Origin of the sequence: Ruminococcus flavefaciens MA2007, assembly GCF_000621845.1 — a bacterium.
GTDB lineage: Bacteria > Bacillota > Clostridia > Oscillospirales > Ruminococcaceae > Ruminococcus > Ruminococcus flavefaciens_E.
The window spans coordinates 365,974-379,736 of record NZ_JHXF01000001.1; the positions used below are offsets into that span (position 1 = coordinate 365,974).

Below are 13,763 nucleotides of genomic sequence, written 5' to 3' on the forward strand. Positions count from 1 at the left end.
CATGGACAATAAAAGAACAGCCGTTGCTTTGGGACTTTTTGACGGCGTACACTTAGGGCACAGAGCTGTTATAGATGCAGCACTTGCTCAGCGCGGAAAGGGACTTTCGCCTGCGGTGTTCACCTTTGAGCCTGAGTGCGCCCTGAGAAAATCAGGCGGCTCATCGGGCTATATCTACACAAGGACCGAAAAGGAGATACTCCTTTATGAGCAGATAGGCGTGGACGATATCATAAGTCCGCCCTTTGAGCACCTTTGCGGTCTCAGCGGCGAAGAATTTGCTGAGGAGATACTCGGCAGACAGCTGCGTGCTGCTCATGTGTGCTGCGGCGACGATTTTAAATTCGGCAAAAATGCAGCCTGCGGAGCGCAGGAGCTTATCCGCTTCGGAAAACGCTTCGGCTTTGAGGTAGAGGTAGTAGGGGCAGTCGAATACGGCGGCAGCGTCGTATCGTCAAGCCGCATAAGGGAGCTTCTGCTCAGCGGCGATATCCCTGCCGCAAACGAGCTTCTCGGCTCTGCGTACTTTATAAGCGCCGCGGTCACGGACGGCAATCACATCGGCAGAACTATCGACTTCCCGACTATAAATCAGGATTTTGCCGAGGGACAGCTTGTGCCGAGGTACGGCGTGTACGGTACATTCACAAATATAGGCGGAAGGATATTTCCTTCTGTGACCAATGTGGGCGTAAAGCCTACTATAGAGGGTGTCCGCAGACCTCTTGCGGAGACTCATATCATCGGCTATAAGGGCGACCTTTACGGAAAAAACATAGACGTAAACTTCAAAAGCTTTATCCGTCCCGAGATGAAATTCGGCTCATTGGACGAGCTGAAGGGGCAGATAAAAGCTGATATAGTCTCCGCCCTGAATATATTGTAAAAAATTCGCTCTGCTTTCACTGTGCTATCACATAGAAGTATTAACATAGTAAAGGTGCGAATACGCGGCAGTATATGCCGCACATATAATAAGGAGGGTAAAACCCAATGATAGAGGTCAGGAACCTTACCAAGAGATACGGCGACAAGCTTGCCGTAAACGATATAAGCTTCAAGGTCGAAAAGGGTGAGATACTCGGCTTCCTCGGACCTAACGGTGCAGGAAAGTCCACGACCATGAATATGCTGACGGGATACATCTCGTCAACCTCGGGCGATGTGCTTATCGACGGCGTCAATATCCTTGACGATCCCAAGAAGGCAAAGGCAAACATCGGTTATCTTCCCGAGATACCGCCGCTTTACGTTGATATGACAGTTGAGGCTTACCTCGGCTTCGTATACGATATGAAGAAGTGCAAGCTGCCCCGAAAGGCACACCTCAAGGACGTTTGCAGCCTTTGCAAGATAGAGGACGTAAGAGGCAGAATAATCAAGAACCTTTCAAAAGGTTACCGCCAGAGAGTAGGTCTTGCACAGGCGCTCATCAACAATCCGCCCGTGCTCATTCTCGACGAGCCTACAGTAGGTCTCGATCCTAATCAGATAATCGAGATAAGATCACTCATCAAGAAGCTGGGCAAGAAGCACACAGTTATCCTTTCTTCCCATATTCTTCCCGAGATACAGGCTGTCTGCGACAGGATAATCATCATCAACAGAGGCATGGTAGCCGCTGACGGCACTGCCGACGAGATAGCAAAGAACATCACCAACGAGCACAAGATGACGCTTCGTATCGAAGGTCCTACACATACCGCAGACGACAAGCGTCTTATCGCAGAAAAGATAAGAGCCATGGACGGCGTAAAGTACGTCCGCGCAGATATGGAGCGCGAAAAAGGCATTTACGATTACGATATCGAGACCGACGGCAAGACCGATATCCGCCGCGCACTCAACAAGCTCTGCGCTGATAACGGCTGGAATATACTCATGCTCCAGCTCTCAGACCTCACACTCGAGGATATCTTCCTCAAGATCACCATGGACGAGGGACTCAGCAAGTCCGACGACAAGGGCGGCAAGTCCAAGCCAAGGATCGAGATAAAGACCACTGCAAGCGGCAAGCTCAGAGCCGTTCAGGAGGACGATGAGGAAGAAGAATCGTCTATCGTTGACAGCGGCGATGAAGATACAGCCGCAGACAGCGCAGAAAATAACGGAGGTGAGGAATAATGCTGGCTATTTACAGGCGCGAAATGGGCGCATTCTTTACGTCGGGCGTAGCATATGTATTTCTTGCTGTGTTCTGGCTGGTATCGGGCATATTCTTCTATAACGGAGTCATCGCCAGCGGATTTGCCGATACTTCAAGTATGTTCAGTTCAATGTTTTATATCGTAATGTTCCTTATCCCTGTGCTGACCATGAAGCTGCTCAGCGAGGAAAAGAAGAACAAGACCGATCAGGGACTTCTCACAGCTCCCATAAGTCTGTGGGACATAGTTCTCGGCAAGTATTTCGCAGCACTTACACTGTTCATTATTGCTGAGTCTATCATATTCGTATACGCATTCATCATCAACTATCTCGGTGACGTGGTATGGCAGACGCTCCTCGGAAACTATTTCGCAATGCTCTTCCTTGGCGCAGCCTTTATCGCAGTAGGACTTTTCATCTCCTCACTTACCGAGAACCAGATGGCGTCGGCAGTTGTCAGCCTTGTGGCTATATTCGTTATCTACCTCTCCGAGAGTCTGGTAGCGGATATGGAGAACGGCAACTTAGTAAAGAGAGTGATATTCAAGGCAGTTTCATCAATAGCCTTCTATTCGAGATACATTGAATTTACCAAAGGAGTATTCAGTCTCCCGAGTGTAGTATTCTTTATCAGCACAGCCTTCCTCTTCAACTTCTTCACCGTTAAGGTGCTTGAGAAGAGACGTTGGAGCTGATTTTCAGAAAGGAAGGTTTTGATACAAATGAGTAAAAAAGAATTAGACAAGGATAAAGACCTGACAAATAAATACGCTCCCGATGAGCTTGTGACCATAGAGGAGGAGACTGAGAAGGAGGAAAAACCTGCCTCAGGCTTCAGAAAGAAGCTGAAATACGGCTCAATGTTCTATATCGTCATCGCTCTGGTCGTAGCTATCGTGGTAGTTATGAATATCATGGTAAGCGTTATCGGAAAGCGTTCGCCCATGAAGATAGACCTTACTCCCGACGACAGATTCGAGCTCAGCGACGAATCGATAGAGGCTGTAAAGAATATCAACAAGGACGTTACCATAACAGTTACCGCAAAGAGAGACTATTTTGACGCACTTGCAAGCTACTGGCGCGGACAGACAGGCTATGATACTCCATTTGAGCTTATCCCCGAGCTTCTCGACAAGTATTCAGTATACGCAAAGCAGGGCAATGGCAGCATTGACGTAAGATACGTTGATATGGACGTCGATCCCGATATCATCAACCAGTACAAGAAGTTCTACAACGGCGATATCGAGCGCGGCAGCATTATCGTATCATCAGGCGACAGAGTAAGCGTTATCAGCAACACAGACGTTATGAACATGATAGCTCCCGACCAGTATACAGCTCAGACCACAGGCGAGTACAAGTTCAAGTTCACAGGCGAGAGCACTATCACATCGGCTATCACAAACATATGTGACGCTCACCCCGTAAAAACAGCCTTTGCAATGACAATGAACGGCGCTTCAATGTTTGACGCACAGAGCTACGGCAGCGCAGTAAACGCATTTGAGAACGAGCTCCTTGCAAAGAACGGCTATGACTGTACAGACGTTGATATCGCTCTTGACGATATAAAGCCCGAGGACTACGACATGGCAGTTATTTTCGCTCCGTCGGTAGACTTCTCCGAGGACATCATCAAGAAGCTCAGCGACTTCCTCTACAACGGCGGAAAGTACGACAGGAACCTTATATACGTTCCCGATGTTTCAAAGACCAATCTCCCCAATATCGAAGCATTTCTTGCTGACTGGAACATCAAGGTAGAGAACGAGATAATCTGTGACGACCAGTATAATATCGGCGCAGCCTATGCTATCGTACTTAAAGTAAGCGACAGCGAGGCAGTGGGAACTCTTCCGAATGATAAGCTCCCGATCGTGTCACCTTATACAAGAACACTCACAGAGATAACCAAGAACAACGGCAACATCGTAAAGAGCATCATCAGCTCCTATGACGAGGCATACACAGTAAGCATTACCGATAAGAATGCAGAGGTAGGCGAAAAGGGCGAAAAATCAGCAGTTATGCTCTCACAGAAGCAGACCTCAGAGGACTTCAATGTCTATACCAGCAGCGTTCTCGCACTGGGAAGCCCTGATATGCTGGACAGCCGCTATATCAGCCTGAACACCACATATAACAACGCAAATGTTGTTATAAGCGCAATAAATCAGATAGCAGGCAAGGAAAACAGCACTGTTATCCTTGACAAGTCGCTTCAGTATTCGGCAATATCGCCTTCTACCGATCAGGCAAAGTTCATACAGATATTAGTATGCTGGGTTATCCCATTCATCATCGCTGCGATCGGCATAACTGTACTGTTAAGGAGAAGAAACAAATGAAAAAACAAGCTAAGGGCATTATCGCGCTCAGCGCTGTGCTTGCAGCTATGCTGGGCGGCGGATTCGCCTATATGAAGCTTAACCCAAGCGAAACAGAAAGACACAGAGGCGGCAGCTCTTCGTCTGCTCCCGAGCTTCTTGCCACACAGGCAGCCGGACAGGGCACCGTCCTTGTCAGCGACGGCACCGAGGACGCTGTAGTAAAGAGCGTTGCTGTAAAGAACAGCAGCGGCGAGCTCAATGTCATAATGAAGAGCGGTCCCGACAAGGAAAAAAATACAGGAGCGACCTATACTCTTGACGGCTATACAGACCTTGATGTCAATACCGCAATGGTAGGTACACTTGCAAACAACGCAAACGGTATGCAGGCTCAGTCACTTGTGGCTGAGGGCTGCACCGACCTTGCAAAATACGGACTTGCTTCACCGTCGGCTGAGGTAGAGCTGACCTATGAATCGGGAACAAAGGTAAAGTTCTTCATAGGCGATGCAGCTCCGTCAAGCGACATCACCTACTTAATGGTAGATGACGGACGCAAGGACGTTTACACTGTAAACACCTCAACTGTCGCAAACTACAAAAACAGCAGCAAGGATTTTATAGAAAAGACCATTCTTGCAAAGCCCTCAGACGAGGAAATGCCGAATGTAGAAAGTCTAAGGATAGAGCGTGAGGACATCGACTATGATATCCTCATCAAGTACGACAGAGACAAGACCGACGCCCACGCAGGCGGCACTTCATCGCCTCACAAGCTCGTAGAGCCGACAGACAGCTATCTCACAGTAGAAAAGGCAACTGATATCATATCGGGAATGTTCGGACTTTACGCTTCGGATATCCGCACACTGCATTGTACAGAGGCTGATATCGCAGAGGCAGGACTTGACAAGCCCTTCTGCAAGGTCACTATGGACTGTGACGACGGAAAGAGCCATGTGCTGCTTCTCGGCAAGGTATTTGCCGATGAGAACGGCGGCAGATGCGCATACGGTATGCTCGAGGGCGGCAAGGTAATATACATTATTGACGAGAGCAGTGCAAAGTGGCTGACAGTTACTCCAAGCGATATTTGCTCAAGAATAATGATAGCGTCATACGTATGGAACATCACCGAGCTCAGTGTAAACGGCGGCGGTGAGAGTGCAGAGTTCAGGATAGAACCCAAGGACAAGGATAATTTCCCTGACAGCCCCAAGTCCGAGGACTTCAATGTCACAAATAACGGCAAGGAGTTCGATGCCGAGCGCTACAGACTGTTCTATTCATTCCTCATAAGCGCCAACGCCGAGGAATTTGCACTTGACGCACCTGTACCGAGCGGCGAGCCCGAGGTATCGGTAACTATCAAGGACGAGCAGATGGGCAGGACTATGAAGTACGACTTCTATGAGGATACATTCATGCGCTCGCTGATAGTAATAGACGGCAAGAGCAAGTATTACTGCACAAAGTCTTATGTGGACACTCTCAAGGAGAACATCAAGCGCATAAGCACAGGAGAGGATTACATCACAACATGGTAAGAGCGAAGCCGCTTTTACCCAAGCATGACAGGAATATAAGGAGGTATTATGATGAGCGAGAAATTCAACACTTATAAGGGCTATCCGCTGGTAAGGAACGGCAAGGATATATACTACGGATATATGCAGGATCCGTATGTAATTTACATTACTATCCTTGAGACCAAAGAGGAAAACGGCGAGCAGGTCACCTCAAAGGTAAGGATAGTTCAGATGGACACAAACGAGCCCAACCCCCTGAAGGCATTTGTCAAGAATGCAGAGCGCGAGTGCGGACTTTACGAAGCACTTGATTTTGCGAATGTATGGCTTGAAAAGGCACTGAAAAGCTAAGAGAGCAGCCGCCCGCACGGGCGGCTGTTTTAATTCATAATTCATAATGCATAATGCGTAATTATTGTGTGAACGTGAAATTACTTGCCGACAATATGAACGGGATTCCCAAGGGACGTGTTCCTTGGGCGGAGTCCAGAGGCGGCGCCTCTGGTGGGGTGAGGGGCAAAGCCCCTCAGTTACAAAGCGCTCCGCAAGGGTGAATCCCGAAAACAATCCAGTGAATTGTTTTCGGGAGAGTGACGCCCTGTAAGAGAGGGCGTCACTTAACAGGCGGATAATATCCGCCCCTACACTATGCACTAATCACTGACCACTAATCACTGATAACTCTGCCGCCTTGATTTTTAGCAAAATATATGATAGAATTATAACAACACTTAAACAGCCAATGGGGTGAGACTATGAACAAGATACTGCTCGTTGAGGACGACGAAACACTAAACGCCAATATAAAGCTTTCCCTTGAGACCGAGGGCTACAGCGTCATTGCTGTGCGTACAGTTGCTGCGGCAGAAGCCGCGGCTCCCGATGCAGACCTCATTATCCTTGATGTTACCCTGCCCGACGGCAGCGGCGTAGACCTTTGCAGGCAGCTCCGCAAAACAATGGAAACTCCCGTTATATTCCTGACCTCCTGTGACGACGAAGCCGATATCGTCCGCGGACTTGACAGCGGCGGCGACGACTACATCACCAAGCCTTTCCGTCTGCGCGAGCTCTTTTCACGTATCCGTGCAAATCTCCGCCGCATACCCGAAGTCCCCGAAATAGAGCTTACCGCATTGGAGCAGAAGCTCCTAAGCTACCTTATGCTAAACCGCGGACGATATCTCACAAGGGAGCAGATACTCGCCTATTTATGGGACTCAAAGGGCGAATTTGTCAACGATAATACCCTTTCGGTGAACATCAGCCGACTCCGCGAAAAGCTCAGCAAGGCGCACAACTGCGGCACCATAGTCACCAAGAGAGGAATGGGCTATAAATGGACAGAACAGACCGATTCATAAACAACCGCGCCCCGAAAAAGCTGCTGCTGATATTCCTCTTTCTGCTGGCTGTATCGGCTTGCGCCGCATTTTTCATATCGGGCAAGTGCGCGGACGTCATAGTGCATGAGCAGATACGCTCCGGGCTTTCCGTGGCAGGGGGCGGCAAATTCACGGACTTCCCCGACGACGATTCTATATCGGCAGGAGAGGAGGCAATGAAAAAGTACAGTATCGACAGGAGTATCCCCCCTCGTATGATGAAGAACTACGGCTCTGTCCGCAGGGTGATATTCTATCCCGTATTCGGACTTCTTGCCCTGATATCGGCGATATGGTACTTCATATCTCTCCGCGAGCTCATGGCGATATACCGCGACTTGGAGAAGCTTCGCAATGAATGTGTGAAAGCCGCCGACGATTCCGAAAACGCAGTCATAACTCTTTACGGCGAGGATTTGGGCTCAGTCCACAGGATATCCGACGCCGTGGAAATGCTGGTGGACAGACTGAACAACACCAAATTCAGCCTCAGCAGCGAGCAGCGCTATCTCCGCGTTTTCCTCACCGACCTTTCTCACCAGATAAAGACCTCCCTTGCGGTAGTCCGTCTCAACACGGATATGCTGACGGAGCTTGACGACCTGTCCGAGGAGCGCCGCGAGAAGCTCTCCGACGAGATACAGCTGAACCTTGACGGTATGGAGCGCCTTGTCATCGAAGCCATAAAGTTCGCAAAGCTTGAAGCCAATGCAGTGGAGTACGATATGCAGGAGAGCGACCTCTCCGCAGTTTGCCAGCTTGCCATAAAGCGCATATCGCCCCTGCTCCGCAAGAAGAACATCACCGTAAGAACACAGCTCCCCGAGAATATCACCATGCTCTGCGACAAGAGCTGGCTCTGCGAGGCAGTTGAGAACATACTGAAAAACTCCGCCGACCACTCGGGCTGTACCGAGGTATCCGCCGAGGTCACTGCCGATCCCGTCATGGTGAAAATGATCCTTACAGACAACGGCAGGGGCATACCGCAGGAGGATATCCCCAAGCTTTTCGAGCGCTTTTCGTCCAAGTCCAGCGATACTACCATGTACAGCTCGGGACTGGGAATGTCCATATCACAGAAGATAGTCCGCGGACACGGCGGCGATATACTGGTGTATTCCGAGCCTGACAAGGGCACACGATTTGAATTTGTATTCTTGAAATAACGAGGAATTTTTATGCCGACAACACTTTTCACCGAAATAGAATACTTAAAGGGCGTGGGAAAGGCACGCGGCGAGAAATACCGCAAGCTTGGCGTAACTACGCCCTATGAGCTCATATATCATATCCCACGGGACTATCTTGACTTCCGCACACACGTACCCGTAGCGCAGGCAGTCCTCGGGGACTACAACGTATTAAAGCTTACCATATTCAGAAAAATGCCTCCACAGCGCATAAAGGGCGGACTTGTCATCTGCAAAGCCGCCGCCTCCGACGGTACAGACGATATCCTTATTGTGGTCTACAACAACGTCTACTACTTTCAGGCGCTGAAAGAGGGCGAGACCTACTATATGTACGGCAAGGTGTCGGGCAATTTCCTCCGCAAGGAGATAAGCTCCCCCATATACATCAAGGCGTCCGAGCAGGTGCTGATACAGCCCATATACCATCTTACTCAGGGACTTTCCGTGACCATGGTCCGCACCAATATGCGGCAGGCTCTTGAAATAATGCGCAGTGAGCCCTTTGAGACCTTATCCGACGATATACTGCGGAAATACGACCTTGCCCCCCTCATGTGGTCGCTGGAGAATATCCACTTCCCCGAGAGCGAGCTTGCCGCGGAGACTGCGCGTCGCAGGCTTGCCTTTGACGAGCTTCTGAAGCTCCAGCTTGGTATGTCCGTGATGAAGTCCCGAAGCCGCAATAATACCGCCTACAAAATGGACTCCGCCGTGAACGTTAAGGACTTCACCGAGGGACTGCCCTTTGAACTCACCGACGACCAGAAAAAGGCAGTTGACGAGATAGTATCCGACCTCTGCCGTGACGTCCCCATGAACCGACTTTTGCAGGGCGACGTGGGCAGCGGCAAGACCGCTGTTGCAGCGGCAGCCTGCTATTTTACGGCAAAAAACGGCATACAGTCCGCACTTATGGCTCCCACGGAGATACTTGCGGCACAGCATTACCGAACCCTCAGCGACTTCCTTGAACCCTTCGGCGTCAAGGTCTGCCTGCTGACTGGCTCAATGACCGCAAAGAAAAAAGCGGCTGTCCGCGAGGACATAGCCGCAGGAAATATCGACGTTATCGTGGGCACTCACGCCATTATCCAGAAGGACGTGGAGTACAGGGCGCTCGGACTTGTCATCACCGACGAGCAGCACCGCTTCGGCGTTGCACAGCGAGCAGCACTTGCTGAAAAGGGCGACGCTCCCCACAAGCTTGTTATGTCCGCAACTCCCATACCGCGCACCCTCGCTCTTATCATCTACGGAGACCTTGATATATCGGCAATAACTCAGCTCCCCAAGGGCAGAAAGCCCGTAAAGACCTATGCGGTCACGGGCAAGCTCCGCAGCCGTGCATTCGGCTTTGTACGGGAGCGCCTTGACGAGGGACGTCAGGCGTATGTGGTCTGCCCCATGATAGAGGAGAGCGAAAGCGAGCTTTTCGCGGTCAAGACCTACGCCGAGAACGCCGCAAAGGGTGACTTAAAGGGCTATACCACGGCTCTGCTCCACGGAAAGATGAGAGCCGCCGAAAAGGACAAGGTCATGGAGAAATTCCGCGACGGCGAGATACAGGTGCTTATCTGCACCACCGTTGTGGAAGTGGGAGTCGACGTGCCAAATGCGGCAGTCATGGTCATTGAAAACGCCGAGCGCTTCGGACTGTCCCAGCTTCATCAGCTCCGCGGACGAGTAGGCAGAGGCAGCTTTGAGAGCAGCTGCATACTCATCACCGACAATACTGCCGAGGACTGCGTGAAGCGAATGAAGATAATGTCCTCGACTACAGACGGCTTTAAGATAAGCGAGGAGGACCTGAAAATGCGCGGTCCGGGAGACTTCTTCGGCAGCGCACAGCACGGACTTCCACCGCTGAAAATAGCTGATATCGCCTGCAACATGGAGCTTATGAACCGCGCCCAGAACTGCGCAAGGGAGCTCCTCACCGACGATCCGCTCCTTGAAAAGCCGCAGAATAAAGCGCTGAAAATGGACGTAATGCGCCTTTTCAGCAAGGATATAATCGGATAGATATGCAGGGGCGCACAGTGTGCGCCCGAAATTTTTGAAATATCCGTTTTGTAGGGGCTGCCTTCGGCAGTCCGCAGGTTTTGCATTTAGCTTATTCTTGCAGCACGTCTTGTCGCTTTTGAGAAAATATGGTATAATAAGGTGTCGGCTTCTTCCGTCAGGAAGGAGGTGAGCTAATGCTTTTCTACATACTTTCATTCGTAATTTCTGTCGCAGCAAGTGTAGTTGGTTACTACATTTGCAAGTGGCTTGACAGGAAGTAAGCCCGACAAAGCACAAAAAAATCCCGAGAGCGGCAACTCTCGGGATTTTCTTTTTTTGCATGAACTAATGCTTCATACTTTCATTCGTGGTTATATACATTATACCACGTTATATCCGTCTTGTCAATACTTACTCAACAGAAATGATATAGTAGTACACAGGCTGACCGCCGTTTACCAGCATTACCTCTATCTTGTCGCTGAGCTTGGACTGAATGAACTTCTGGAGCTCCTCGGCGTCCTCCTCGGGCACATCAGTGCCGTGGATAAGGGTAACATAGCTTACATCGCCCTTAGCCAGCTTCTTGACCAGCTTGTAGGTAGCCTTGTTTATGTCGCGCTCTGTGAACGAGAGCTTGCCGTTATCGAGAGCAAGTATCTCACCCTCTTTTATCTGATGGCCTTCAAACTCGGAGTTTCTTGCCGCAAAGGTGATAAGACCTGTTGAGACCTTCTCGAAAGCCTTGGTCATAGCGATACGGTTCTCGGAGAGGCTGCTGCTGTCATCGAAAGCCAGCATAGCCGCGATACCCTGCGGAATAGTTCTTGTCTGAAGCACGCAGACCTTTCTGTCGGTGAGCTTTACAGCCTGCTCAGCCGCCATGATGATGTTCTTGTTATTGGGAAGCACGAATACTGTATTCGCAGGAGTTTTCATAATAGCGCGGAGAATATCATCGGTAGAGGGGTTCATGGTCTGACCGCCCTTTACAACAACATCAGCGCCCAAGTCTGTGAACATAGCCTCCAGACCGTGACCTGCGGCAACAGCAACGAAGCCGAACTCCTTTTCAGGCTCTGCGGGAGTAAGTCCCTCCTTGGCAGCCTTAGCGTCCTTGACCTTGTTTTCGTGCTGGATACGCATATTCTCTATCTTCGGACGGGGATCGTTGATGAAGTGACCGAACTCCAGTCCCTTTGTGATAGCCTTACCGGGGTTATCGGTGTGAACGTGTACCTTGATTATCTTCTCGTCATTGACAACAACAACGCAGTCGCCGATAGTTTCCAGATAAGCGCGGAGCTTGAACACGTCGGGGCAGTTTTCTTCCTTTTCCAGCATGAACTCTGTGCAGTATGTAAACCTGATATCATCGTCATACTCGCTGACAGCAGTTCTGAAGGAATCGGACGAGCCCTCCTGAGCAGCAGGAGCTTCTGCGGACTCAGCTATCTTGCCACCGTCGAAGACATCGGTCATAGCTCTGAATATGATACACAGACCTTTTCCGCCTGCGTCAACAACGCCTGCCTTTTTGAGCTGCGGCAGCATTTCTGTAGTTTTAGCAAGAGTAGCCTCCGAAGCGTCGCAGACCTCTTTCCAGAAAGTTACCTCGTCGTTTGTTTCTATAGCGATCTCCTTAGCCTTTGCAGCCGCCGCTTTGACTACAGTGAGGATAGTACCCTCAACAGGCTTCATAACAGCCTTGTAAGCGGCTTCGACGCCGAACTGCAAAGCGTCTGCGAAGTTCTCGCAGCTTGCCTCGGTGCAGCCTGCAAGTCCCTTGGAAAAGCCTCTGAAAATAAGTGAAAGTATTACGCCCGAGTTTCCTCTTGCGCCTCTCAGAAATGCAGAAGCTGCCGTTGAAGCGACCTCGGATACTGGAGCCTTATCGTCAAGACGCTTGAGCTCGGCAACGGAATTGCCGATAGTCATTGACATATTGGTACCTGTATCGCCGTCGGGAACGGGGTATACATTCAGCTCATCGACCTCGCGCTTGCGGTTGCCGATAGTAACGGCAGCGGAGATAATGGCATCTCTGAGTAAAGAACCGTGTATCACAGTAAAAGTCCTCCAATTCTATATGCCTGAACGCTTAGGAGTTCAGGTCGTCAACATAAACGTTGACCTTATGTACGTTTATACCTGCAGCTTCCTCCACAGTGAAGCTGACCTTATGGGTAATGCTGTTTACGGCAGCAGTGATGTTGGTACCGTAGGTCACTTTGATATGCAGGTCGATGATAAGACCGCCGTCCTTGTCGGTGCGCAGACGAACGCCCTTATTTTTTCTGAAAGCCTTGCCTGCGGTAAGAGCAGAAACAGCGGAACGGAAAGTGCTGACGTTGCTGACGTCTGCGACACCGAAGCAGTCAGAAACAGCGTGTTTAACGAGTTCGGTGAGATAATTTTCCGAAATAGTGATCTGTCCGATATGATTTTCAAAGCCTACCATGAGTCATCACTCCTTTTTGAAAAAATGCGGCACGAATGACCGCTATCTAAGTAATTATAACATAGTTTGCATAGATTTACAATACCCAAAATGTGAAAATTTAAGATATCTTAGCCGGTATGGGCGCAGGCTCTGCGCTGTAGGGGCGCACAGTGTGCGCCCGAGCCCTTAGCCTTTAACCGTTAGCCTGTAGGGGCGGCGTTCCGCCGCCCACATTAAAACATCGGACAATCGTGAACGGGCGCCGAAAAAACAAAGCCCCTCAACGAGGGGCTTTTGTTATGGAAGTTCAACAAATTGAAGATATCTGATTTATGCAAATAAACGAAATTAAAAATTAATTTTCTGAAATTCAACCTGTTCGCGTTGAAAAAAGTGCCTTTTGGGAGTAACCGTGATACTTATAAAGAAGATTTATGCTTATTATTGAGAGAACCCCTTTTGAAAAAAGGGCTTCTCTCAAACTCTCTCCCTAAAACTTTCGTTTTGTTTTTTCACAGATAGGGCGCTCCTGCATTTTGCAGGATTTTTTTATTTATGAAGCGCCCTATCTGCGAAAAAACCAGATAAAAGTCTTTGGAAAGGGGTTCGGGGGAGAACCTTTCCTCAGAAAGGTTTCCCCCGATAAATAAATATAAGCTTCTATATTAGCATTGCGGTTATTTATGAAAGGACTTTTTTATTCTCGCCCGATGACTTCTTTC

The 13,763-nt window shown here is 49.6% G+C and carries 11 protein-coding genes; 9 read left to right on the top strand and 2 right to left on the bottom strand.

Annotated features, from left to right (window positions below; translation table 11 throughout):
• Nucleotide 1: 1 nt before the first annotated feature.
• The 9 genes from ribF to recG all read left to right on the top strand — a co-directional run bounded on the left by ribF (nt 2) and on the right by recG (nt 10,616).
• The gene (gene ribF, locus T497_RS0101710; RefSeq protein ID WP_028514123.1) at nt 2–886 is read left to right on the top strand and encodes a riboflavin biosynthesis protein RibF; all 885 of its coding nucleotides are present in this window, start codon (nt 2–4) and stop codon (nt 884–886) included.
• 107 nt (nt 887–993) lie between these two features.
• A complete protein-coding gene (locus T497_RS0101715; protein WP_028514124.1) occupies nt 994–2,124 on the top strand; it encodes an ABC transporter ATP-binding protein in 1,131 nt (376 codons plus the stop codon).
• Nucleotides 2,124–2,843 carry an ABC transporter permease subunit gene (locus T497_RS0101720; protein WP_028514125.1) on the top strand — a complete coding sequence of 240 codons (720 nt, stop codon included), beginning with the start codon at nt 2,124–2,126 and terminating at the stop codon, nt 2,841–2,843. Before T497_RS0101715 ends, T497_RS0101720 begins: the two co-directional genes overlap by 1 nt.
• A gap of 27 nt (nt 2,844–2,870) precedes the next feature.
• Nucleotides 2,871–4,502, top strand: coding sequence for a Gldg family protein (locus tag T497_RS0101725; protein ID WP_028514126.1), 1,632 nt, complete (start codon nt 2,871–2,873; stop codon nt 4,500–4,502).
• Complete coding sequence (locus T497_RS0101730) at nt 4,499–6,031, top strand: DUF4340 domain-containing protein (RefSeq protein ID WP_028514127.1); 1,533 nt, start codon at nt 4,499–4,501, stop codon at nt 6,029–6,031. The genes T497_RS0101725 and T497_RS0101730 overlap by 4 nt, the downstream gene beginning before the upstream one ends.
• Before the next feature lie 51 nt (nt 6,032–6,082).
• The gene (locus T497_RS0101735) at nt 6,083–6,364 is read left to right on the top strand and encodes a hypothetical protein (RefSeq protein WP_051530436.1); all 282 of its coding nucleotides are present in this window, start codon (nt 6,083–6,085) and stop codon (nt 6,362–6,364) included.
• Nucleotides 6,365–6,768: 404 nt separating this feature from the next.
• Nucleotides 6,769–7,377 (top strand): response regulator transcription factor, encoded by a 609-nt coding sequence (locus tag T497_RS0101740; protein WP_028514129.1) that lies wholly within the window; start codon nt 6,769–6,771, stop codon nt 7,375–7,377.
• Nucleotides 7,353–8,567, top strand: a complete 1,215-nt coding sequence (locus T497_RS0101745; protein ID WP_028514130.1) for a sensor histidine kinase — start codon at nt 7,353–7,355, stop codon at nt 8,565–8,567. The genes T497_RS0101740 and T497_RS0101745 overlap by 25 nt, the downstream gene beginning before the upstream one ends.
• A 12-nt stretch (nt 8,568–8,579) precedes the next feature.
• Complete coding sequence (gene recG, locus T497_RS0101750) at nt 8,580–10,616, top strand: ATP-dependent DNA helicase RecG (RefSeq protein ID WP_028514131.1); 2,037 nt, start codon at nt 8,580–8,582, stop codon at nt 10,614–10,616.
• 393 nt (nt 10,617–11,009) lie between these two features.
• Here the strand turns inward: recG and T497_RS0101760 are convergent, their stop codons facing one another.
• Together T497_RS0101760 and T497_RS0101765 are read right to left on the bottom strand one after the other, a co-directional pair.
• A complete protein-coding gene (locus tag T497_RS0101760; RefSeq protein ID WP_028514132.1) occupies nt 11,010–12,665 on the bottom strand; it encodes a DAK2 domain-containing protein in 1,656 nt (551 codons plus the stop codon).
• 34 nt (nt 12,666–12,699) lie between these two features.
• Nucleotides 12,700–13,059 (bottom strand): Asp23/Gls24 family envelope stress response protein, encoded by a 360-nt coding sequence (locus T497_RS0101765; protein WP_028514133.1) that lies wholly within the window; start codon nt 13,057–13,059, stop codon nt 12,700–12,702.
• Nucleotides 13,060–13,763 lie beyond the last annotated feature (704 nt).

Excerpts from the sequence above, each read along its gene's own strand:
- T497_RS0101720 (WP_028514125.1), top strand. The coding sequence starts at position 2,124 with ATGCTGGCTATTTACAGGCGCGAAATGGGCGCATTCTTTACGTCGGGC.
- T497_RS0101745 (WP_028514130.1), top strand. The coding sequence starts at position 7,353 with ATGGACAGAACAGACCGATTCATAAACAACCGCGCCCCGAAAAAGCTG.
- T497_RS0101715 (WP_028514124.1), top strand. The coding sequence starts at position 994 with ATGATAGAGGTCAGGAACCTTACCAAGAGATACGGCGACAAGCTTGCC.
- recG (WP_028514131.1), top strand. The coding sequence starts at position 8,580 with ATGCCGACAACACTTTTCACCGAAATAGAATACTTAAAGGGCGTGGGA.
- T497_RS0101730 (WP_028514127.1), top strand. The coding sequence starts at position 4,499 with ATGAAAAAACAAGCTAAGGGCATTATCGCGCTCAGCGCTGTGCTTGCA.
- T497_RS0101740 (WP_028514129.1), top strand. The coding sequence starts at position 6,769 with ATGAACAAGATACTGCTCGTTGAGGACGACGAAACACTAAACGCCAAT.
- T497_RS0101735 (WP_051530436.1), top strand. The coding sequence starts at position 6,083 with ATGAGCGAGAAATTCAACACTTATAAGGGCTATCCGCTGGTAAGGAAC.
- T497_RS0101725 (WP_028514126.1), top strand. The coding sequence starts at position 2,871 with ATGAGTAAAAAAGAATTAGACAAGGATAAAGACCTGACAAATAAATAC.
- ribF (WP_028514123.1), top strand. The coding sequence starts at position 2 with ATGGACAATAAAAGAACAGCCGTTGCTTTGGGACTTTTTGACGGCGTA.
- T497_RS0101765 (WP_028514133.1), bottom strand. The coding sequence starts at position 13,059 with ATGGTAGGCTTTGAAAATCATATCGGACAGATCACTATTTCGGAAAAT.